Raw genomic sequence first — 21,486 nt, forward strand, 5'->3', positions numbered from 1 at the left:
GTCGCCGGGTCAGCCGAGGGCCTCGACGACCTGGCGGGCCACGCGTGTGATCTCGTCGGCCAGCTCGCGCTTGATGCCCAGGTCGCGCCGCCGCGGTACGTCGATCACCGTCGTGATCACCCCGACGTCTTCGCGCTCCCACACCGCGCCGTAGTGATCCAGGATGGCGCGCATCGGGACGTTGTCGGAAAGCATTCGCGCGGAGAACTTTTCGATGCCGTTGACCTCGGCAGCGATGGCCAGCGCGCCAATCAAGAAGCTCCCGACCCCCCGGCCCTGGTAGGCGTCGGCAACCGTGAACGCGATTTCGGCGACGGTCGGGTCGGTCTCGTCGCGGACGAAGCGGGCGTCGGCCATCGGGTCGATGCCGTCGGTCATCACCCAGACGAAGTGGTCGACGTAGTCGACCTCGGACAGGTACTGCATCAGCGCGGGGCTGGGCAGGCGCGCCGTCATGAAGCGCCGGTACAGCGTCTCACTGGAGAAAAGGATGTGGCCGTGCACCGCCCGCTGGTCGTCGCCGGGCAGGACCGGGCGCAACAACAGCAGCGTCCCGTCACGCACCCGCACCGGGATGGGCGTGGTGAATGCGGCGAGGCGCTGACGCACCGTGCGCACCAGGCGCGGCATCACCCCGGGGATGTGCACCAGCAGCGTAAACGCGTCGTTGTCGCCGACCCAACCGGTCAGCGGTCCGGCGGTGGTGACGGTGGCGATCCGTGGAACGTCGCGCAGCAGTGCGATCTCGCCGATGATCTCCCCGGCGAGCGCCTGCCCGACGGACACGACGCCGTCGGCGTCGGCATGTTGGATCTCGGCGGTGCCTGACGAGATCAGCAGGAACGACACGGCCCGCTCACCTTGCCGCATCAACACCTGGCCGGGAGCGGCGCGCAGCGGCTGGAGGCGGGTTGCCAACGGCAGCAAGTCCTCGATGGGGCATCCCTTGAAGATGTCCATCGCGGCGAGTTCTTCCGCCCGCCCCGCGATCAACTCGGCCAACCCGCCGCCCTGTGCTCGTCCCATCCGCGACGGGCGCGCGGCCCATCTCGCGGTCGGTCCGACTCAGGTTATGGCGTTTGACGACGGCGCAGCAACAATGTCGCAGGTTCCGTGGAAATATCGGGGCCGATCCGGTGAGAATCCAAGGCATGCGGCCAACCAGGATCCGGGTGGGTGATCTCTGTTTCGATGCGGTGACCGAGGGCGAGGTCGTCGAGGGCGTGCGCAAGGCCTGGGCGGCCGGCGAAGGCGGATCGATCATCCCAGTTAACGTCGACGTGGCCCTGGCGGCGAGCCGCGACATCGCGCTGGCCGATCTGGTGTCCCGGGGGTCGTTTGTGGTGGCCGACGGGATGCCCCTGGTGTGGGCGGCGCGGCTCAGGGGCGAGGCGCTGCCGGAGCGGGTCGCCGGCTCGTCGCTGATCTTGCCGTTGAGCGCGGCGGCCGCCGCCGACGGCAAGTCGGTCTACATCCTCGGCGGCGCCGCCGGGATACCGGATCGCGCGGCCGCGGCCCTGGCCGCACAGTTCGCCACGCTGCGGGTCGCGGGCACCCTGTCACCGGAGTTCGGGTTCGACGACACGCGGGGCGGGACGCGGCAGGCGGTCGCAGCCGTCGCCGCAGCGGCGCCCGATCTGGTCTTCGTCGGCTTGGGCTTTCCCCGCCAGGAGCGGCTCATCGAACTGCTGCGCCGGGAGCTGCCCGGCGCCTGGTGCCTGGCGTGTGGCGGCGGCATCGCGATGACCGCCGGAGCGGTGCGCCGGGCGCCCGGACTGATGCAACGGCTCGGATTAGAATGGCTGCACCGGCTGCTGCTCGAGCCGCGGCGGCTGGCTGGCCGCTACCTGCGCGACGATCTCCCGTTTGCGCTCGCCCTGGTGATTCGCTCAGTCGTGCAACGGTTTACGCGACGCTAGGCACGATCAGCCGCACGGCCGCCGCCAAGTCGGCGGCCACGATGTCCGCGTCGGGTGCCCCCGCGCCACCGGGTCCGAGCAGGATGGTCGCGGCACCGGCCGCTCGGCCCGCCTGCACGTCGGCCCGGCTGTCGCCGATCATGACCGACTCGGACAGTTCCAGGCCGTGGTCTTGGGCCGCGCGTAACAGCATGCCGGCCATGGGTTTCCGGCAGTCGCAGCTGCCCGCCGCATGCGGGCAGTGGTAAGCCGCGTCGAGCCAGGCGCCTTCGGCGGCCAATAATTCCTCGAGCCGCTTCTGCACTGCGGCAAAGCGCGCCGGATCGGCCGACGGTGTCGACAGCCAGCGCTGGTTGGTCACCAGGATCGTGCGCACGCCGGCCGCATTGAGGGCGGCCATCGCCTTGGCCGCGCCGGGTAACAGCACCAATTCCTCAGGCGTTCGGATGTATTCGCCCTCGGGGGCTTTGACGTTGATCGTCCCGTCCCGGTCCAAAAAGACCGTGCGGATGGTGGTCAGGTCCATCCTCAGGAGGGGCGCGCGAACAGGGCAGCCTCGACCATCTCACAGATGGTGTGGCCCAGGTGCAGGCATGCCTCCTGAATCCGTCCGGTGTCCTCGCTGGGCACCCGGATGCAGATCTCGGCCACCTCGGCGACCTTGCCGCCGCCGGCGCCGGTGAGCGTCACGGTCGTCATCCCCGCCTGGCCCGCGGCCTCGAGCGCGCGAACGACATTGGGTGAATTACCCGACGTGGTGAGGCCGACCACGACGTCTCCCGGGCGCCCGGCGGCGAGCACCTGGCGGGCGAACACCTCGTCGTAGGAGTAGTCGTTGCCGATCGCGGTTATTGCCGCGGTGGCGTCGGGCAGGCTGATCGCGGACAGCCCCGGGCGGTCAAAAGCGAAGCGGCCCATCAGTTCGGCGGCCAGATGCCCCGCATCCTGTGCGGACCCACCGTTGCCGAAGAAGATCACCTTCCCGTCGGCGCGCAGCGCGCGGATCATCACGCGCGCCACTGCCACGGTCTGCTCGGCGAAGTCGCCCGACTGCATCTGTTGCTTGACGGCGATCGTGTCGGCCAGCCTGGCCTGGACCGTATCCACGCTCGGCGCGACGACGTCCGAGCGGCTCATGCCTGCCATGTGGTCAATCCCTTGCTCTCGAAAGCGAATTCGGTGATCGCGGCACCGGCGCCCTCGAGGGCTTCGATGAGGCGATGCTTCTTGGTGAAGTCGCAGAACAGCAGGATGTAGCCACCACCGCCGGCGCCGGTGATCTTGCCGCCGAGCGCGCCGGTGCGCAGGGCCAGGTCGTAGAGCTCGTCGATGCGCTCGTTGGTGATGTAGGGCGACATGCGCTTCTTCTGGGTCCACGCCTCGCCGAGCAGGGCGCCGAAATCGTTCAGCTTGCCCGTCAGCAGCGCGGCCTTCATGGCCACCGCCAGCTCCTTCTGCGCCCGCAGCCCGGCCAGCGTGTCGTCGGCACCCGTTGTCGCGCGGCGGGTTTGGTCCTCGATCACGCGCGCGGAGTCCCGCGTGATGCCCGTGTAGCACAGCAGCAGGCTGAGCTCGAGCTCGAAGGCGATCTCGTCGCGGATACGCAGCGGATTGACGATCACCCGGTCGGTGAACTCGATGAAATTGAACCCGCCGAACGTCGCCGCGTACATGTCCTGCAGGCCGCCGGCGATGCCGAGGTCCTCGCGTTCGATGGCGCACGCCAGCCGCGCCGTCTCGTACTCCCCCATCGGCGCGCGGTAGTGCTCGGCGAGCAGGCCGGTGAGCGCCACCATCATCGTCGACGAGGAACCCAGCCCGGAGCCGGGCGGCGCGCTCGACCGCAGCACCAGGTCGTAGCCGTCCGTACCCTCCCGGCCGAACCGCCGCACGGCGGCCTTGATCAGGTCGAGACTGCCGTCGTACAGAATCTCGCTGTCGAGCGTCATCTCGTGGGTGGTCTTGAAGTCCACCGACTCGATGCTCACCCGGCGATCGGTCCGCGGGGTCAGCGATCCATAGGCGTAGCGGTCGATGGTCGCCGACAGGACGCAGCCGCCTTCGAGTTCCGGGAAGGGCGCGACGTCGGTGCCGCCTCCCGCGAATGAGATCCGCAGCGGTGCGCGTGCGCGGATTCGGGGCCTGACCATGGGGGCCAACACTAACAGGCTCACCAGCAGTTTTGTCGGTTTTCGGCCGACTCGACAGAGCTTACGCGTACTGGTTTGCCGGGGCGGGAACGGGCGTGACGGTGACGGCCCGCAGCGTCGGGATCGACGGCGTATGGGGTTGCCGCTCGGCGGGAGTCACGATGCCCTCCACCCGCAGCCAGGTGTTGTCGGTGAACTTGAACGGACTGTGGCCGGCGGTGTCGCGCAGGTGGATGCGGGCCAGTTGGGCGTCGGCGGCACAACAGATGATGACGATGCGGCCGAGATCCATGCCGCCGGGCTCGTTGAGCGCGAACCCGGTGACGGTGATCGTCCGGTTGTTCAGCGATCCCGCGCTGTCGTTGGCCGCGCGCATCAGCACCTCGGGCAGCGAAACTTCGGGGACCGGTCCGGGCGGCAGCGGTGGAAACGCTTCGCGCAGAATGTCATTGGAAACATTGCTCACCGATCCGGTGGCGGCTTGGGGCCGCAGCGCCGGTGGCGTGACGAAGATCAGCACGACGATGGGCACCACCAGTAACCACACGATGCCGCCGCGGTGGCGGTGTCCGTCGTCGCGGTGTGCGTCTGGTTTCCGCGGGCCGCCGCGGCGGATGTCCCCGATGATCGACACCAGCGCAAGGCTGACCAGCAGCACGGCGGTCAGCGCCAGCCAGGGCAACAGCGACGGCTTGACGTAGCGGGTGAACGCGCCGGTGATCGCAATCAGCCCGACGCTCAGGCCGGTCAGCAACAGCAGCGTGTTCTCGGTCTCGCGGCTCACCGCGGGCCACCCAGCAACAGCACGCCGACCCCGCTCGCCGCCGCGACGGCGACGACGAATGTGGCCGGGGCGAACCGCGCCGCGAACCCCCGCCCGAACATCCCGGACTGCATGGCCAGCAGCTTCACGTCGACGGCCGGGCCCACCACCATGAACACCAGCCGCGGGACGAGCGGGACCATCGTCAGGCTGGAGGCCACGAATGCGTCGGCCTCCGAGCACACCGCCAGCACCACCGCCAACGTCGCCATCACGAGGACGCCGACGATCAGGTGCGCGCCGACGTGTTCGAACACCTTGGGCGGCACCAGCACGTGCAATGCGGCGGCCGCGGCGGCGCCGACGACCAAATACGCTGCCGCCTGCAGAAAGTCGTGCCTGGCGACCTCGCAGAACACCGCCGCCTTCGATCGCTCGCCGGGGCCGTGCGAGTCGTGCGGCGGCAGCCGGCGCGTGATCCATTCGGGGCGACCCCACCGCGACCACAGCCAGCCCATCACCACCGCGGTCAGCAGCGAAGCGCCCACCCGGGCGATGACCATCTTCGGCTGAGCGGGGAAGGCGACGGCCGTCGCGACCACCACGACCGGGTTGATCGCGGGAGCGGCCAGCATGAACGTCAACGCCGCCGCGCCCACCGCGCCGCCGTCGCCGAACAACCGCCGCGCCACCGGCACCGAGCCGCACTCGCAGCCAGGCAGCGCCGCACCCGCGACGCCCGCGGCCAGCACCGCCGCCGGGGCGCGCCGCGGCAGCCAACGCACCAGCCGCTCGGGCGGCACGAACACCGCGATCAGGCCACTGACCACCACGCCGAGTCCCAGAAAGGGCAGCGCCTGGACGAACACGCCGCAGAACACGGTCCCGGCGGTGGCCAGCGTGTCGTTGCGGGTCACCACGCCGCGCAACCAGGTCCCGGCCAGCGCAAACGTCACCAAACCGACGACCAGGATCTCCATCGATCCCACGCGCAGCCCGCGCGCGGCGGCGCCGTCGTTTGCAGTCACCCGGCCATTGTGCCCGCCGCGGCTGGGTGCACTCGGCTAGGCGCGCTTGCGGATTGCGCCGGACAACTCGGTGAGCCGTCGTGTTTCATCGGCGGTGAGCGCGACGTTCATCGCCCCCGCGGCCTCGGCGGCGTGGTGCGGCTTGGATGCGCCCGGGATCGCGATGACCGTATCGCCGTAGTTCGTGATCAGCCAGGCCAGTGCCACCTGCCCGACCGTCGCCTGGTGCGCGGCGGCGATCTCGCGCATCGCGTCGATCAGCGGTGTGGTGCGGTCGAGATTGTTGGCGGTGAAGCCGTGCACCGTTCGGCGCAGCCGAGGCATGGCCGCGACGAGATCGCGGTTGTCGTGGAACTTGCCGGTCAGCATCCCGCTGCGCAGCGGCGAGTAGGCGATCAGGCTGATGCCCAGGCCCCGGGCCGTGTCCAGGATGCCGTTGAACTCCACTGTTCTGTTCAGCAGGTTGATCTGAACCTGGTTGGACACCAACGGGATTCCGTGCTGGGCCAGTAATGCATGGGCGGAGGCCATCTGCTTCGCCGTGAAATTGCTGACGCCGACCGAACGAATCTTGCCGGCTTGCGCCAGCTGTGCCATCGCCTCGAGTTGCTTCGGCACCGGCGAAAGGCCGCCGAAACCGAAGTGGATCTGATGCAGATCGATGGGAAACGGTTCCAGCGCCGCGATCCGGTCGCCGATGGTGCGCCCGACGCTGGCCGCCGTTCGCCCGATCGGACGCCACTTGGTGGCCACCACCGCCTGCCCGGGCGCGACGCCGGCGTGGACCAGTCCGGACGCCAGGCGTCGCTCCGATTCGCCGCGCCCGTACAGCTCGGCGGTGTCGAACAGCGTGATGCCGCCGTCCAGCGCGGTCTTGACGATGACGTCGGCTTCCTGCTGCGACATCGGCGAGAAGAATCCGGACAGGATTCCCGACGCCGAAAACTGCATGCAGCCCAGGCCGATGGGCGAGACGTGGATGCCGGTGCGCCCGAGCTCACGGGTACTCATTAAGCGATGACATTACAACGCCCGAGTCGGGTCATGACCCTTTGGGAAACTCGGTAACAAAGTCGCAGGAATGGCATCGAATGCGTGAATTTCGTCGCGGTCGTCCCAAGTAGAAGCCTTGACCGTACCCGACACCGAGGCCGGCCAGCGTCTGTAACTGGCTGACTGTCTCCACGGCTTCGGCCACTGTGTTGGCGTGCAGCTCGGTCGCCAGCGTGTTCAGCGCGGAGACAAGTGCGCGTTTGGCAGGATCGCCGTCGATGCCGATGGTCAACTCTCCGTCGATCTTGATGATGTCTGGACGTAGCCGCAGCAGTTGGGTGAAGCTGGCATAGCCTGCTCCGGCATCGTCGACTGCCAGGCCTATGCCGCGATCTCGCAACCATGTCAGACCCGCGGCGAGGTCATCGGGGAAAGGCTCATGCTCGGTGATTTCGACGATCATCGCCCGGTCCTGGGTTATCAGCAATTCATGAATCGCGGGGTCCAGCGCGGCGCTCGGACTGAGGTTGACCGCGACGGGACCCTCACTCGGGATTCGGCGAGCAGCACTGAGAATGGTGCACAACGCCAAATGTTCTAACTCGAGACCCCGGCCCAGGTGCCGGGCGGCGCTGAACCACTGCGTTGGGGTCAATTCGGACGGAGGAAAACGCGTCAACCCTTCGTACGCGACCGTCCCACCACTTTCCAGGTGCACGATGGGCTGGAAGACGGCGCTGACGGCTTCCGGCTGCGCCAGCAGTGCGTCCAGTCGATCGTTCAGCCCTTTGGCCTTTACTGCTTCGGGCAACATCACCGAGGTAGCGAAGTGTGCCGTGATGGCGTGCTGCCCCGACTCGTCGCCGCCGGCGATGACGTAGGTCAACGCAGAAACGAACTCTCCGATCTCGAGCATCAGGTCGACATCGGTGATATCGAATGCATTGGGGGCCCTGGCAACCATCAGCAGGGAGCCGATCGGGTCCTCGTTGTGCATCAGCGGAATGAGCACCCACGACCGAGTGTCCCAGTGCCGATTCGCGGCACGGACAGCCGAGGACAGTCGCGGGTCTGTCTGCGCGTCATCGATCAGCTTCGGTCGCTTCTCCCGTGCAGCGAGGCCCTGCAAGCTGCTGAGCTGCGGCACCTGGAAACCCGGCGCAGCCGCAAGCACACCGTACCCAGCAACCGTCACGTACGTCTTGTCGGAGGCATGAAGTAACGTAACCGCCGCTCCATCGGCGTTGGGCATTAGCGTACAGGTCTGCTCAGCAATGCGGCTCATCAACGAGACTGGATCCGTCAGCGCAGTAAGCGCCTGAACCAACCTCTCCACTTCGCCCGCCTCAAGCACGACAATCTGGGAAATTCTCAATGCAGGATACGCTACGCCGGTGACTACTAACGCGCGGGTTAGCAGCATTTCTCATTACCCTCTGAGAAGCTGCATCGTAATAGCGCCAGGGCCTTCTGAAAATACTCGCCAATCCGGCGTGAGGGCCTCCATATATCCGGCTCAACGCCGCCTGTTTCGATTCGTAAGTGCGAAGGCTACGGAAGCCATTTGTTGAGTCATCAAATGGGCTCGCGATTCGTGCGACGATCTCACGGCTGGATATAGGCGACCATTTCGTCGGGGCGGTCGAGCTCTGCTGAGAAAGACGCTTCATCATGGTCTCCGAGCTGTGTTGCCGGCAAGTACCCGCCTGCGGCGGCGGGTGCGACCGACGCAGGACCCTAGCTGGTGGCGGGTTGCACACGGTCGTCGAAATCCGTACTGCGAGAAAGGGCGTCCCATCTCCGAATATCTTCATCGACGGCAGCCCTGGCCTCGCCGATCAGCCGGAGGGCATCCGAACCCAGCACCAGATGCCCTGGCGGATCGGCCATGTCGATGATCTCCAGCACAACGTCATCATCGATCGCTTGCTAAAGAATCGCCCGAATGCTGTTGTGGTGCACATCTAGAACAGAGCGTTCTCGATCTTCGGCCACCACACCCCGAGGACGGAAAATATCCAATGTCGAGCGTTCTGGTTTCCGACGTAAGTGGACATCATTGGCGGTCGCGAGCATCTCATCGCGCCATTTCGTCAGCATCGCCGCACGGGCACGGGGGCGATCGCCGCAGTCACGCAACCACTTTCGGCCGCCCTGCCCAGCCTCCCAATCCAGAACCTTCTGCTCGTGACCCCCTACACGTCGCTGTTGCGCACTTGTACTTGTATTTGACGACGAAGGGGGCAGGCTCCAACGGAGCCAATGATGAGCCGAACAGATCCGGTGCCGAAGCCTTCGCGATTTTCGCGTGCTCCGGACTTGCTCCACCGCTGCCCGTCCTTCTAAAACTGACGGACATCGTTGACAGTCCGGGTCTCTGAGCACTAGGAGACCTGCATGAGCGAACCGCTACTGCCACGCGAGGTCCGTCGCCGATTGGCGATTATCCGCCACGCCGAAGAAGTGACCGGCAACGTGGCTATGACGTGCCGCTATTACGGGATCAGCCGGCCGGTCTACTACCGATGGCTAAGGCGCTACCAGGAGCAGAGCATTGACGGGCTGCGTGATCTCTCGCGACGACCGCATCACAGCCCCAACGCCACCCATGTCGATGTCGTCGGCAAGATCCTCTACCTGAGGCAGAATTACCATTTCGGACCCGCCAAGATCGCGATGTATTTCAAGCGATACCACGACGTGGAGGTGTCCCAATCCGGCGTCTGGCGCATCCTCAAGAGCCTCGACCTCAATCGCCTACCGGCCTCCCAGCGCTACAAACGACTCGACAAACGATGGACACGCTACGAAAAGCAGCTGCCCGGACATCAAGTCCAAATCGACGTCAAATTCGTTGAGCCACTGAAGAACGCCGCCCCGCCCGCCGTCGGCCGGCGCACCAAGCACTACCAGTTCACCGCAATCGACGACTGCACCCGACTACGCGTGCTGCGCATCTACCTACGTTGCGATCAGAAAACCGCAATCCAGTTCGTCGACTACATGCTCGAGCGACTGCCCTTCCCGGTGCAGATCATCCAGACAGACAACGGCGCCGAATTCCAATCAGCCTTCCACTACCACGTCCTCAACAAAGGCGTCGGCCACCGTTACATCAAGCCGCGAACCCCGCGCCTGAACGGCAAAGTGGAGCGATCCCACCGCATCGATGCTGAAGAGTTCTACGCCCTCCTGGACGGCGTCGTCGTTGACGACGCCACACCCTACGAACGACTACGCCAGAAAACCCAGACCCCGGCCGTAACCGATGAACGTCAGTCACAAACTAAGTGGAGCTAAGGGGAATCGAACCCCTGACCTACTCGATGCGAACGAGTCGCGCTACCAACTGCGCCATAGCCCCTGATCGCTAGCAGGCTACCAGTTCCGGCGCCGGACCATTACGCGCTACTGGCCCACGGCCCGCGGCAGTTCCCTGGACCAGCCGAAGTGCTGCTGCGGCATCGCGTAGTCCAGGTGCTCGAAGATGGGGTCCTCGTCGTCGATCTCCAGGACCACCGCGCCGGGGCGCCGCAGGCGCGACGGCACCACGTCGTACTGGCGGTCGCGCGCGTTCTCCACGCCGAGCCGCGCGCGTGCCATCCGCTGCGCCCGGCGGCGGCGAATCTTTTCCTCGATCCGCGTCTGCCGGCGCAGGTAACCGAGGTAGATGAGGGTCACGAAAGTGGCGCCGCCGCAGGCCCACCAGGCGCTCGGGCTGATCTCGAAGGCGGCGGTCGCCGTCCCGACCAAAATGACGGCCAGCACCATCAGCACGCGCTTACGCGCGGCGTACTTCTTGGCATCGATGGCGGCGGCGTGCGTGGTGTCGAAGCGTCGCCTCCGGGACCGAGCCGCGACGAAGGCATTCGTGTTGACGTCGTCGTCCTGCTCGGCCTCGGGCTCCAGACCGGACGAGTCCTCGACGTACTCGTAGCGGTCGGCCAGGTCGGCCAGGTCGGCGTCCTCGTCGGCGCCGTCGTGCTCGTCCTCGGCGGCCTCGTCGACTTCGTCCATCACCGGCTCGGGCACCACGCCGCTGACCCCGGCCGGCAGGGCCGCGGAATCCTCGACGACGTCCACGTCGAGGTAGTCGGGCTCGGTCGTTTCTGCCACGGCAATCCGCATCACCACCGCGTGCGCGGGCTGCTCTACGGTGTCGGGCTCGTGGTCAACGTCGTCTTCAGAGTCGTCCTGGGCTTCGTCCAGCTCATCGTCGGCTGAGTCTTCCTCGGGCCGCCAGTCCGGATCGCTGCGATGGCCCGAGGCCGGCCCGGTGCGCTTGAGCAGGCGCGCATTGGCGCCTCCGTTGAGCACTCGGCTGGCCAGGGCGACATCGCTGGTGCGCCGGACCGCGTCGCGTTTGCTGATCAGCATCGGCACCAGCACGAACAGCCAGAGCACCACGAGCGAGATCCACAACAATGACTGCGGGATGCTGGGCATGATGACCTGCTCCTTCTGGCCTGGATCCCTGCGAGGCCGATGGTTGACCTGCGTGGCCGGGACCTGTGACCAGCGCAATTACACACCTGTAATTTGCCTCAATCAAGCATCACACGCCACATATGTCACGTTAGCCACATATTTATTGCGATTTCCCCACGGCGGCGGGTTGGAGCAGGCGGTTACCCGTCAGACCCAGCTGGCGTGCCCGGTCCGCACCAGCGTCGATGCGACCGACCCGTACACCTCCTCGACGGTGATGGCCATCAGCAGGTGGTCGCGCCACGCCCGGTCGACCTCGAGGTAGCGGCGCAGCAGGCCCTCCTCGCGAAACCCGACCTTGCCCAATACCGCACGGCTAGCGGCGTTTTCCGGGCGCACGGTCGCCTCCACCCGATGCAGGCGCACCGGCCCGAAGCAGTGGTCGAGCCCGAGCGCCAACGCGCCGGTCGCCACGCCGCCGCCGGTCGCCGAGCTGGGCACCCAGTAGCCGATCCACGCCGAGCGCAGCGCCCCGTGGGTGACGTTGCCGATGGTCAACTGCCCGCAATAGCACCCGTCGAGTTCGATCACGTAGGGCAGCATGCGGCCGCTGCGCGCCTCGGCCCGCAACCCCGAACACAACGCCGGCCAGGCCGCCGGCGTGTGCCGCACCGTCCAGTCGCCCTCGGAGCTGGGCTCCCACGGCTCGAGGTGCGCGCGGTCGGCCAACCGGGTGCGGCTCCACTGCGCGCCGTCACGCATCCGCACGGGCCGCAGCCGGATCACTCCCGCCGAAACCCGCAGCGGCCCAACACTCATGGGCCAGCCGGGATGCCGGGCGCTGGTGCGCAGGAAATTCACCGGAGTGCGCAGCCGTGTCGCTCAGCCGCGCTGAGCCAGGAAGGCGACGTCGACGATCTCACCGGTACGAATCTGCTCCGCCCCGGTGGGAACCACAACCAGGCAATTGGCCTCGGCAAGGGTCGCCAGCAGATGCGACGACGCCCCGGGTGCCCCGCCGAGCGCCTGCACCAGGTACTCGCCGGTGTCCTGATCACGCATCAGCTGGCCGCGCAGGTAGCCCTTGCGCCCGGCCACCGACGTGATGGGCGAGAGCGTGCGGGCCTGCACGATGCGCCGCAGCGGCTGGCGCTTGCCCAGCGACAGCCGGATCAGCGGCCGGACCATCACCTCGAAGACCACCAGCGCGCTGACCGGATTCGAGGGCAGCAGGAAGGTCGGCACGCCGTCGCGCCCCAGCTGCCCGAAGCCCTGGACCGATCCGGGATGCATCGCGACCCGGACCACTTCCAGCTCGCCGAGCCCGGAGAGCACGCCGCGGACCGCCTCGGCGGCCGCGCCCCCGACGCCGCCGGCGATCACCAGGACCTCGGCACGGTTGATCTGCCCTTCGACGATCTCGCCCAGCTCTTGCGGGTTGTTGGACACGATGCCGATACGGTTGACTTCCGCTCCGGCGTCACGGGCCGCCGCGGCCAGCGCGTAGGAGTTGACGTCGTAGACCTGCCCGTTGCCGGGGGTGCGCGAAATGTCCACCAGTTCACCGCCGATGACCATGATCGACACGCGGGGCCGCGGATGCACCAACACCCGTTCCCGGCCGACCGCCGCAAGCAGGCCCACCTGCGCGGCACCGATGATCGTGCCCGCCCGCACCGCGACGTCGCCCGGCTGCACGTCGTCCCCGGCGCGCCGCACGTAGGCGCCCGACGGCGCCCCGCGCAGGATCCGCACCTTGGACGTGCCGCCGTCGGTCCACTTCAGCGGCAACACCGCGTCGGCCAGCGTGGGCAACGGGGCCCCGGTCTGCACCCGTGCGGCCTGCCGGGGCTGCAGCCGGCTGGGCGTGCGCGCACCGGCCTCGATCGTTCCCATCACCGGCAGGACTAGCCCGTCCGGGGCATCCTCGTCGACAATCGGCTCTCCGGCCTCGTCGTAGACGGGCTCGCCGCTGACCTCGCCGACACCCAGCACGTCGACACTGCGCACGGCGTAACCATCGATCGCCGCCTGGTCGAACCCGGGCAGCGGCCGTTCGGTCACGACTTCTTCGGCGCACATCAAGCCTTGCGCCTCGGCTATGGCCACCCTGATCGGCCGCGGCGCTACCGCGGCGGCCGTTATCCGGGCTTGTTGCTCCTCCACCGAACGCACAACCGCGCCTTCCTGCCTCGAACACTCGCCGCGCGGAGCCCGGCTACTGCTCGGTCAGGCCCAATCGCGCCACCAACCATCGCCGCAAATCCGGGCCATAGTCGTCACGATCCAATGCAAAGTCAACCGCAGCCTTGAGGTAGCCGCCGGGATTTCCCAAGTCGTGTCGAGATCCGTGATGCACGACGACATGCACCGGGTGGCCCTCGTCGATCAGCAGCGCGATCGCGTCGGTCAGCTGAACCTCACCGCCGGCGCCGCGCTCGATGCGCCGCAGCGCGTCGAAGACGGCTCGGTCGAGCACGTAGCGGCCCGCCGCAGCATAGATCGACGGCGCGTCTTCAGCCTTCGGCTTTTCGACCATGCCCTTGACCTTCAGCACGTCGGAGTCGCCGCCGGGAACCGGGTCGACGTCGAAAACGCCGTAGGCGCTGATCTCTTCGGGCGCGACCTCGATGGCGCACAGCACCGTGCCGCCGTGCTCGGCGCGCACCTTCGCCATCGTCTCGAGCACGCCCGTCGGCAGCACCAGGTCGTCGGGCAGCAGCACCATGACGGCGTCCTCGTCGGGCGTCAGGGTGGACTCCACGCAACCGATGGCGTGGCCCAGCCCGAGCGGCTCGGCCTGCACCACCGACTCGACCTTGATCAGGGCCGGGGCGCGGCGCACCTTGGCCAGCATGGCGTGCTTGCCGCGGGCTTCGAGCGTGCCCTCCAGCACCAGGTCCTGGACGAAGTGGGCGACGACGCCGTCCTTGCCCTCGGAGGTGATGATCACCAGGCGCTCGGCACCAGCCGCAGCGGCCTCCGCGGCGACCAGCTCGATACCGGGCGTGTCGACGACGGGCAGCAGCTCCTTGGGCACGGTCTTGGTCGCTGGCAGGAAACGGGTGCCCAGACCGGCCGCAGGCACGATCGCCGTGTAGGGGATCGGTATGTCTTCTGGTCGTGACATCGTTCACACCATATCGCTCATAGGGTTTGCCGACGGTGTATGGCAGGCCGAATACCCATGCTGTCATCGTTGACGCATGGCAATCGCGACCAAGGCCGCGTTGCGGGAACAGCTGCTCGCCGCCCGCAGCGGCGTTGCCGACGCGGTCCGGGCCGCCGAGGCCCGCATGCTCGGCGACCACTTGGAGCGCGCCGTGAGCAGCGGCAGCACCGTGTGCGCCTACGTACCGGTGGGCAGCGAGCCCGGGTCCATCGAAATCCTGGACCTGTTGCTGCGCCGCGCCGGACGCGTGCTGCTGCCGGTTGCGCGCACCACGCCGGACGACGTCCCGATGCGGCTGCGCTGGAGCCCGTACCGGCCGGGCGAGCTCGTCCGCGGCCGGTATGGCCTGCTCGAGCCGCCCGAACCCTGGCTGCCGGAGTCCGCGCTGGTCGAAGCCGAGTTGGTCGTGGTGCCGGCGCTCGCGGTCGACCGCCGCGGGGTGCGGCTGGGCCGCGGCGGCGGCTTCTACGACCGCTCGCTGGACGGCAGAAGCCCGTCCGCGCGCCTGGTCGCGATGGTGCGCGACGACGAGCTGGTCGACGAGCTGCCCGCTGACCCGCACGATGTGCCGATGACGCACGTGCTGACCCCGCGGCGTGGGATGATCGCCCTGCCGCCGGGGGAATGAGACCGCTTCCCCGCTCGTTTTAGCACTCGGGCACGGTAGAGTGCTAACAAGACTTATCTCACGGAGGTTTTTCGTGCCGACCTACAGCTACGCGTGCACTGAATGCGACAACCGCTTCGATGTCGTGCAGTCCTTCACCGACGACGCCCTGACCACCTGCGAGAAGTGCTCGGGCCGGTTGCGCAAGCTCTTCAATTCCGTCGGCGTCGTGTTCAAGGGCAGCGGCTTCTACCGCACCGACAGCCGCGAGTCGGGCAAGAAATCCAGTGCCACCAACGGCTCCGCCAGCAAGGATTCGGGCTCCAGCGAGAAGTCGGGCTCCGGCGAGAGTTCGAGTTCGAGCGACAAGTCCGCGTCGAGCGAGAAGTCGAGCAGCAGCTCCACCGCGTCCGCCGCGGCCACCTCGAGCTAGCGGGTTATCCACACCCACATCCCTGACCGCCGTCCCCGGCGGCGTTCGCCGCCTACCGTAGCGCCGTGCGTGAACCATCACTGAATCCGACGCTACTCAACCGGGCATCGACACTGCTGCGCCCGGATTGGACCCGCACCGTGTTGGCCCGCCGCGTAGCCGCGGGAGCGCTGGTGCTGCTGGCCGCGGGCGCAGTGCTGCGGTCGAATCCCGACGGAGATCGCGCCGACGTCGTGGTGGCCACGCGCGACCTCACCCCTGGCGCCGCCCTGTCCCCGGACGATGTGCATCTCGAAAAGCGTTTGACGGCAACACTTCCCGACGGATCTCGGGACGACCTGGCCGCCGTTGTCGGCTCAACGCTCACTGGCCCGGCGCGTCGCGGCGAGGTGTTGACCGATGTGCGGCTGCTGAACAGCCGGTTGGCCGACGCCGCGATCGGATCGAAGGCGGGGCCCGGCGCGCGGATCGTGCCGCTGCACCTGGTCGACGGTGCGCTGATCGACCTGGTCCGGGTCGGCGACGTCGTCGACGTGCTGGCCGCGCCGAACACCGAGGCGGATCCCGGCAAGGCACCCGTCGGCAAGGTGGTGGCGACCGACGCCGTCATTGTCCTCGTGTCGGCCAAGCAAAAAGTGCAGGCCGCCGACGGTGACCGCGTAGTCTTGGTTGCGCTGTCGGCTCGCGTGGCGAACACGGTGGCGGGCTCGGTGTTGGGTCAGCGAGTATCCCTCACCCTGCACTGAGTTCCCGGCCGCTGTTCTCGACGAGGGATGCAGCAAACTCTCGCCGACCCAGAAAGGACATTCGGATGCTCAAGGGATTCAAAGAGTTTCTTTCCCGCGGCAATATCGTCGATCTGTCCGTCGCGGTGGTCATCGGTACCGCCTTCACCGCGTTGGTCACCAAATTCACCGACAGCATCATCACTCCGCTGATCAATCGGATCGGCGTCAACGAGAAGTCCGATGTCGGGATCTTGAAGATCGGCATCGGCGGCGGCCAGACGATCGACCTGAACATCCTGGTGTCGGCGGCCGTCAACTTCATCCTCGTCGCGGCGGTGGTGTACTTCCTGGTCGTGCTGCCCTACAGCAGGCTGCGCAAGCAGGGTGAGGTCGAGCAGGCCGACGACGCTCAGGTCGTCCTGCTCACCGAGATCCGTGACCTACTGGCGCAAACCAACGGTGAAACCCCCGGCCGGCACGGCGTGGTGGCCACCACGCCCCCGCCGGCGCACGGGCCGCGCGCGGACGCGTAACGACCCGTCGGATCAGATCTCGAGGCTGGACAACTGCCCGATGATTTGCGCCGCAAGCGGATTCAGCGTCGCCATGCCGTCGCGCACCGCGTAGCGGGAACCGGCGAGGTTGACCACCAGCGTGCTGCCGGACACCCCGGCCAGCCCGCGGGACAACCCGGCGTCGACGATCCCCGCGGATAGCCCGGAGGCGCGAATGGCCTCGGCGATGCCGAGAATCTCGCGATCCAGGATTTCGACGGTCGCCTCCGGCGTGACATCACGCGGCGTGACGCCGGTACCGCCGACCGACACCACCAGGTCCACGCCACCGATCACCGCCGTGTTCAGCGCGTTGCGGATCTCGACCTCGTCGGCGGAGACCGCCACCACACCGTCGACGACGAACCCCGCCTCGGTGAGCAGCTCGGTGACCAACGGGCCGCTGTGGTCCTCGTCCCCGTGCGCGGTGCGGTCGTCGACCACCACGACTAGAGCCCGGCCGACGACTAGTTCCACACCCGTTTCCATGGGTGCAACCGTATATCCGAGTTCTGACAGTGGCTCGTTGAGAGCCTCGTTGAGAGGTTCGTTGACTCTCATCACTGATCCGCCTTACCCAGGGTGACCTGCACGGTGCGGCTGCCGCCCCCGGGATCGACGTAGGTCAACGACACCTTGTCGCCGGGAGCCTTGGACCGCACGGCGGCCACCAACGCGTCGGCGCTGTTGATCGGGCGGTCGTCGACCTTGGTGACGACGACGTTTTTGGGCACGCCGGCGCCCGCGGCCGCGCCGCCCTGGATGACGTCGACGACCTTGGCCCCCGGGGTGCTCTTGTCACTGGTGACCTGCACGCCCAGCGAGGCGTGCGACGCCTTGCCGCTGCTGATCAGTTCGTCGGCGATGCGCTTGGCCTGGTCGACCGGAATCGCGAAACCCAAACCGATGGAACCGCTCTGGGCGTCGGGCGAGTCCGCGCCCAACGTGGCGATCGCCGAGTTGATGCCCACCAGCTGCCCGCTCATGTTGACCAGCGCGCCCCCGGAGTTACCCGGGTTGATCGCGGCGTCGGTCTGAATCGCGTCCAGCACCGTGTTCTGGTTGCCCGACTCACCCGTGGTGGACACCGGCCGGTTCAGTGCGCTGATGATGCCGGTGGTCACCGTGCCGGACAAGCCCAGCGGCGATCCGATCGCCACCACCGGCTGGCCGACCTTGAGGTCCGACGAGGAGCCCAGGGAGATGGGGTTCAGGCCGTTGACGCCCTGCACCTTGATCACCGCGATGTCGCTGGTGGGGTCGGCGCCGACCACGGTGAAGGGCGCGGTCCGGCCGTCGGAGAAGGTCACCGTCGTTTTCGGTGCCGGGCCGCCGGGGCCGCCCTGCCCACCCGGTCCGCCCGGAGCACCGCCGGGGCCACCCGGCGGCGGAGCTTTCTGCGGGGCGGCGGCGGCGATGACGTGGTTGTTGGTCAGAATCAGCCCGTCTGCCGACAGCACGACCCCGGAGCCCTCTTCGGAGGCGCGGCCGATGTCGGTCTCCAGCATGACGACGCTGGGCACCACCTTGGACGCGACCTGCTCGACGCTGCCCGGGGGCATGTTGGCCGCCGGGACGCTGGGAGCGGCGCCGATCACCCGGCCACCGCTGCCGCTGCCGACGTGCGTACCCAGCTCGACTACCGTGGCCGCAGCGCCGCCGATACCGGCCGAAACCACCGCGATCGCTACCGCGCCCGCCACCAATAATCCTGCGCGAGAACGCTTTTCGGGTGCGGGCGGAGGGAAGAGCGGGACGGGGCCGCTGCCGCCGGGAATCGGGCCCGCGCCGGTAGCGCCGGGGATCGGACCCGCGCCGGTGCCCCCGGCGACGGGGCCGGTGGCGCCGAACGGCTCGTAGGGCCGCCGGTACTGATTCGCCCGCGCCGACTGCGTCGGTTGCTGGGATGGCTGATAGCGCCAGTCGAATGGCTGGTTGTATGGCTGTTGGCCCTGCGAGTAGGCGGGCGGCGCAGGCTGGTTAGGCGCACTGCGGTATCCCGGCTGCTGCGGCGGTGGCGAATACCTCGGGTCATTCGTCATGTCGCTAAGTCGCTCTTCCTCTACTTCGGTACTTCACATGGTGTCGGCTCGACTCGGCTCGAACCAACAGTAACTGCAACTACCTTGCGCGCGCGGACTGAGAGTCCACTGAGATAACGTTCGCCGATTCCCGAGAGTTCGCCGCGTTGCCGGTCGTGGGTACGACGGCGGTCTTGTCTTCGTCGGTCGCCGGGTAGGCGGGAGCCGGAATCAGCCGGCCGGGGAGCAACACATAGATCGACGTTCCGGGGGGCTGACCGCCCGAAACGGTGTCTTCGACGCGAAGCAGCCCGCCGTGCTTGAGCACGACCTGCTTGACGATCGCCAACCCCAGGCCCGATCCGGGCAGGGCCCGCGCGGTAGTGGAGCGGTAAAACCGCTCGAACACCAGCCCGCGCTCGTGCGGCGGAATGCCAGGTCCCTGGTCCGAGACCACCAGCTCGGCGTGCGACGGGTCGAGCTGCCGCAGCCTGACCCCGACGTGGCCGCCCGGCGGGCTCCACTTGGCCGCGTTGTCCATCAGGTTGAGGACCGCGCGGGACAACCCGGCCGCATCGCCGTAGACCTGCCACCCGATCACGTCCAGATCAAAATGAATGTCGTTGCGCCGCCGCCTGACTCGCTCCAACGTCCGGTCGATCACCTCGGACATGTCGACCTGCTCGTGCACCACCGTGCCGGCGTCGTCGCGGCTGAGGTCGACCAGATCACCCACCAGAGTGGACAATTCCTCGATCTGCGCCAGCACGTCGGCGCGCAGGCCCACCATCTCCTGCTCGGGCAGCCGCGGCGCCCCCGGTTCCATCGACGCCATCAACAGTTCGACGTTGGTCCGCAACGAGGTCAGCGGGGTGCGCAGTTCGTGCCCGGCGTCGGTGACCAGCCGCGCCTGCCGTTCCCGGGATTCGGCCAGCGCCCGCAGCATCAGATTGAAAGCCTCAGTGAGCCTTGCTAATTCGTCACTACCGAACACCGGAATGGGCCGCAGGTCATCGGTGCGCGCAACCCGTTCGGCCGCTTCGGTCAACCGCGCGACGGGTCGCAGCCCGGCGCGGGTGACCATGCCGCCGGCCACCGCGGCGACGGCAACGCCGATGCCGCCGACGAACAGCAGCACCCAGCGCAGTTTGGTCATCACCGCTTCGGTCGGCTTCAGACTCTTGGAGATCAAAAGTGAGCTGCCGTTGGGCAGATGGATGGCAAGGATGCGTTGATCCCCGGCGGTGCGCCGCGACATGAACAGATCGCCGTGGATGACCGCCTTCTCGGGCGGACCGACCGGCAATGTCTGACCGTGCTGTTGGGCGGTGTAGATCGAGTGCCCCGGATTCACCAGCATCGCGTTGACGTCGGAATACGCGGTGCCCTCGATGGCCTTGCCGGGGTCGGCGGCCAGCGAGCCGCTGGCGATCAGCAGCTGCGCCCGGCTCTGCAGTTGGTTGTCGATGTCGCTGTACAGCGCGGCGGAAATCACCGCGTAGACGGCGAACGCCATCAGCACCACGACCATGGCCACCATCGACATCGCCAGCAGCATCACCCGCCACCGCAGCGACAACGAGCTCGGGGCTCGCAGCGGTGCGCGCCGGCGTCGTTGGAACCGGATCATCAAGGAGGCGTCTCCCGCAAGACGTATCCGACGCCGCGCACGGTGTGGATCAGCCGCGGCTCGCCGTCGGCCTCGGTCTTGCGCCGCAAGTATCCGACGTACACCTCGAGCGCGTTGCCGGAGGTGGGAAAGTCGAAGCCCCACACCTCTTCGAGGATGCGGCTGCGCGTGAGCACCCGCCGCGGGTTGGCGATCAGCATCTCGAGCAACGAGAATTCGGTGCGGGTCAAGCTGATTCGGCGTTCGCCGCGGGTGACCTCACGGGTCACCGGGTCCAGCGTCAGGTCGGAGAACTTCATCGCGACCGATTCGGCGTCGTCGTCGGGCTTGGTGCGCCGCAGCAGGGCCCGCATCCGGGCCAGCAGCTCTTCGAGGGCGAACGGCTTCGGCAGGTAGTCGTCGGCGCCGGCGTCCAGGCCGGCGACCCGCTCGGAGACCGAATCGCGCGCCGTCAGCACCAGGATCGGCAGGTCGTCGCCGGTGCTGCGGAGCTGACGACACACCTCGAGTCCGTCCAGCCGCGGCATCATCACATCCAGGACGAGCGCGTCGGGCCGATCGCTGGCCACCTTTTCGAGCGCCTCGACCCCGTCGTGGGCCAGCTCGACTGAATAGCCATTGAACGAAAGCGACCGGCGGAGCGACTCGCGCACCGCGCGATCGTCGTCGACGACAAGTATTCGCACGGCCACTAGTTTCGTCCTAGGGCCTGAGAGCGGCCTGAGAGGCGCGCCGGTGGTGCAGCGATCTGGTCATATCCGTCAACAGCAGGGGGGTCGACGCGGTGCGGGTGCCCGCCGGAACCGACCCACCGCCACCGCGATGCAAAGCGGCCCCAAGGGGCTCGCGCCGTTAGCGCTTGTCCAGATCGATCAGCCCCAGCCGAGCCGCCTTGAGTAGCCGCCGGGGCACTTTGTGCTTCTGGCCTGCCACGTTCACGCCGACGAGCTCGGTCTTGGTGGCCTTCCACTGCGCACGGCGGCTTCGGGTGTTCGAGCGCGACATCCTGCGCTTGGGTGTGGCCATGGTCGGGCCTAACTCCTTGGTGTGGGGCTTCGGT

General features: G+C 67.6%; 24 protein-coding genes and 1 tRNA gene. 6 read left to right on the plus strand and 19 right to left on the minus strand.

The window, feature by feature from the left end; translation table 11 throughout:
- Positions 1 to 9: 9 nt before the first annotated feature.
- Positions 10 to 1,026 (minus strand): GNAT family N-acetyltransferase, encoded by a 1,017-nt coding sequence (locus MSG_RS20115; RefSeq protein WP_096442371.1) that lies wholly within the window; start codon positions 1,024 to 1,026, stop codon positions 10 to 12.
- A 125-nt stretch (positions 1,027 to 1,151) separates the two neighbouring features.
- On the opposite strand from MSG_RS20115, the gene MSG_RS20120 reads away from it, so the two are divergent.
- The gene (locus MSG_RS20120; RefSeq protein WP_096442373.1) at positions 1,152 to 1,919 is read left to right on the plus strand and encodes a WecB/TagA/CpsF family glycosyltransferase; all 768 of its coding nucleotides are present in this window, start codon (positions 1,152 to 1,154) and stop codon (positions 1,917 to 1,919) included.
- Here MSG_RS20120 and MSG_RS20125 read toward each other — a convergent pair.
- From MSG_RS20125 to MSG_RS20160, 8 genes are all read right to left on the minus strand, one after another.
- A complete protein-coding gene (locus MSG_RS20125; protein WP_096442375.1) occupies positions 1,906 to 2,445 on the minus strand; it encodes a D-glycero-alpha-D-manno-heptose-1,7-bisphosphate 7-phosphatase in 540 nt (179 codons plus the stop codon). The two genes, MSG_RS20120 and MSG_RS20125, sit on opposite strands and share 14 nt — an antisense overlap.
- 2 nt (positions 2,446 to 2,447) lie before the next feature.
- Positions 2,448 to 3,065 carry a D-sedoheptulose-7-phosphate isomerase gene (locus MSG_RS20130; RefSeq protein ID WP_181159250.1) on the minus strand — a complete coding sequence of 206 codons (618 nt, stop codon included), beginning with the start codon at positions 3,063 to 3,065 and terminating at the stop codon, positions 2,448 to 2,450.
- The gene (locus MSG_RS20135; RefSeq protein WP_096442379.1) at positions 3,053 to 4,069 is read right to left on the minus strand and encodes a GHMP family kinase ATP-binding protein; all 1,017 of its coding nucleotides are present in this window, start codon (positions 4,067 to 4,069) and stop codon (positions 3,053 to 3,055) included. The genes MSG_RS20130 and MSG_RS20135 overlap by 13 nt, the downstream gene beginning before the upstream one ends.
- A 61-nt stretch (positions 4,070 to 4,130) precedes the next feature.
- Entirely contained in the window at positions 4,131 to 4,853 is a 723-nt protein-coding gene (locus tag MSG_RS20140) for a TIGR03943 family putative permease subunit (protein WP_096442381.1), read from the minus strand.
- Entirely contained in the window at positions 4,850 to 5,812 is a 963-nt protein-coding gene (locus tag MSG_RS20145; protein ID WP_096444694.1) for a permease, read from the minus strand. Before MSG_RS20145 ends, MSG_RS20140 begins: the two co-directional genes overlap by 4 nt.
- Positions 5,813 to 5,896: 84 nt before the next feature.
- Positions 5,897 to 6,871, minus strand: a complete 975-nt coding sequence (locus tag MSG_RS20150; RefSeq protein ID WP_096442383.1) for an aldo/keto reductase — start codon at positions 6,869 to 6,871, stop codon at positions 5,897 to 5,899.
- A 31-nt stretch (positions 6,872 to 6,902) separates the two neighbouring features.
- A complete protein-coding gene (locus MSG_RS20155; protein ID WP_162899256.1) occupies positions 6,903 to 8,228 on the minus strand; it encodes a sensor domain-containing phosphodiesterase in 1,326 nt (441 codons plus the stop codon).
- A 362-nt stretch (positions 8,229 to 8,590) separates the two neighbouring features.
- A complete protein-coding gene (locus MSG_RS20160) occupies positions 8,591 to 8,761 on the minus strand; it encodes a hypothetical protein (RefSeq protein ID WP_219845616.1) in 171 nt (56 codons plus the stop codon).
- Between the two features lie 489 nt (positions 8,762 to 9,250).
- On the opposite strand from MSG_RS20160, the gene MSG_RS20170 reads away from it, so the two are divergent.
- Positions 9,251 to 10,153 carry a helix-turn-helix domain-containing protein gene (locus MSG_RS20170; RefSeq protein WP_096442386.1) on the plus strand — a complete coding sequence of 301 codons (903 nt, stop codon included), beginning with the start codon at positions 9,251 to 9,253 and terminating at the stop codon, positions 10,151 to 10,153.
- On the opposite strand, the gene MSG_RS20175 is transcribed toward MSG_RS20170, so the two are convergent.
- From MSG_RS20175 to MSG_RS20195, 5 genes are all read right to left on the minus strand, one after another.
- Positions 10,145 to 10,217 (minus strand) — tRNA-Ala (locus MSG_RS20175). The genes MSG_RS20170 and MSG_RS20175 overlap by 9 nt on opposite strands.
- Positions 10,218 to 10,261: 44 nt before the next feature.
- Positions 10,262 to 11,299, minus strand: coding sequence for a divisome protein SepX/GlpR (sepX, locus tag MSG_RS20180; RefSeq protein ID WP_096442388.1), 1,038 nt, complete (start codon positions 11,297 to 11,299; stop codon positions 10,262 to 10,264).
- Positions 11,300 to 11,488: 189 nt separating this feature from the next.
- A complete protein-coding gene (locus tag MSG_RS20185) occupies positions 11,489 to 12,142 on the minus strand; it encodes a GNAT family N-acetyltransferase (RefSeq protein ID WP_181159251.1) in 654 nt (217 codons plus the stop codon).
- Positions 12,143 to 12,163: 21 nt separating this feature from the next.
- On the minus strand, positions 12,164 to 13,456 hold the full coding sequence (glp, locus tag MSG_RS20190) for a molybdotransferase-like divisome protein Glp (protein WP_096442390.1): 1,293 nt from the start codon (positions 13,454 to 13,456) through the stop codon (positions 12,164 to 12,166).
- Between the two features lie 43 nt (positions 13,457 to 13,499).
- Complete coding sequence (locus tag MSG_RS20195; RefSeq protein ID WP_096442392.1) at positions 13,500 to 14,411, minus strand: UTP--glucose-1-phosphate uridylyltransferase; 912 nt, start codon at positions 14,409 to 14,411, stop codon at positions 13,500 to 13,502.
- A 76-nt stretch (positions 14,412 to 14,487) separates the two neighbouring features.
- Here MSG_RS20195 and MSG_RS20200 point away from each other — a divergent pair, with 76 nt between their 5' ends.
- The 4 genes from MSG_RS20200 to mscL all read left to right on the plus strand — a co-directional run bounded on the left by MSG_RS20200 (position 14,488) and on the right by mscL (position 16,754).
- The gene (locus tag MSG_RS20200) at positions 14,488 to 15,081 is read left to right on the plus strand and encodes a 5-formyltetrahydrofolate cyclo-ligase (protein ID WP_096442394.1); all 594 of its coding nucleotides are present in this window, start codon (positions 14,488 to 14,490) and stop codon (positions 15,079 to 15,081) included.
- 73 nt (positions 15,082 to 15,154) lie between these two features.
- On the plus strand, positions 15,155 to 15,493 hold the full coding sequence (locus MSG_RS20205) for an FmdB family zinc ribbon protein (protein ID WP_096442395.1): 339 nt from the start codon (positions 15,155 to 15,157) through the stop codon (positions 15,491 to 15,493).
- A 65-nt stretch (positions 15,494 to 15,558) separates the two neighbouring features.
- Entirely contained in the window at positions 15,559 to 16,239 is a 681-nt protein-coding gene (locus MSG_RS20210) for an SAF domain-containing protein (RefSeq protein ID WP_096442397.1), read from the plus strand.
- Positions 16,240 to 16,304: 65 nt separating this feature from the next.
- On the plus strand, positions 16,305 to 16,754 hold the full coding sequence (mscL, locus tag MSG_RS20215) for a large-conductance mechanosensitive channel protein MscL (RefSeq protein WP_096442399.1): 450 nt from the start codon (positions 16,305 to 16,307) through the stop codon (positions 16,752 to 16,754).
- A gap of 12 nt (positions 16,755 to 16,766) precedes the next feature.
- Here mscL and MSG_RS20220 read toward each other — a convergent pair whose 3' ends face one another.
- The 5 genes from MSG_RS20220 to rpmF all read right to left on the minus strand — a co-directional run bounded on the left by MSG_RS20220 (position 16,767) and on the right by rpmF (position 21,452).
- Complete coding sequence (locus tag MSG_RS20220; protein ID WP_096442401.1) at positions 16,767 to 17,264, minus strand: MogA/MoaB family molybdenum cofactor biosynthesis protein; 498 nt, start codon at positions 17,262 to 17,264, stop codon at positions 16,767 to 16,769.
- Between the two features lie 71 nt (positions 17,265 to 17,335).
- On the minus strand, positions 17,336 to 18,817 hold the full coding sequence (locus MSG_RS20225) for a S1C family serine protease (RefSeq protein WP_096442403.1): 1,482 nt from the start codon (positions 18,815 to 18,817) through the stop codon (positions 17,336 to 17,338).
- A 79-nt stretch (positions 18,818 to 18,896) separates the two neighbouring features.
- Positions 18,897 to 20,426 carry a HAMP domain-containing sensor histidine kinase gene (locus MSG_RS20235; protein WP_096442405.1) on the minus strand — a complete coding sequence of 510 codons (1,530 nt, stop codon included), beginning with the start codon at positions 20,424 to 20,426 and terminating at the stop codon, positions 18,897 to 18,899.
- Positions 20,426 to 21,112, minus strand: a complete 687-nt coding sequence (gene mprA, locus MSG_RS20240; RefSeq protein ID WP_096444696.1) for a two-component system response regulator MprA — start codon at positions 21,110 to 21,112, stop codon at positions 20,426 to 20,428. Before mprA ends, MSG_RS20235 begins: the two co-directional genes overlap by 1 nt.
- A 166-nt stretch (positions 21,113 to 21,278) precedes the next feature.
- The gene (gene rpmF, locus MSG_RS20245) at positions 21,279 to 21,452 is read right to left on the minus strand and encodes a 50S ribosomal protein L32 (protein ID WP_096442407.1); all 174 of its coding nucleotides are present in this window, start codon (positions 21,450 to 21,452) and stop codon (positions 21,279 to 21,281) included.
- Positions 21,453 to 21,486: the final 34 nt, after the last annotated feature.

Source organism: Mycobacterium shigaense (genome assembly GCF_002356315.1).
Taxonomy (GTDB): domain Bacteria; phylum Actinomycetota; class Actinomycetes; order Mycobacteriales; family Mycobacteriaceae; genus Mycobacterium; species Mycobacterium shigaense.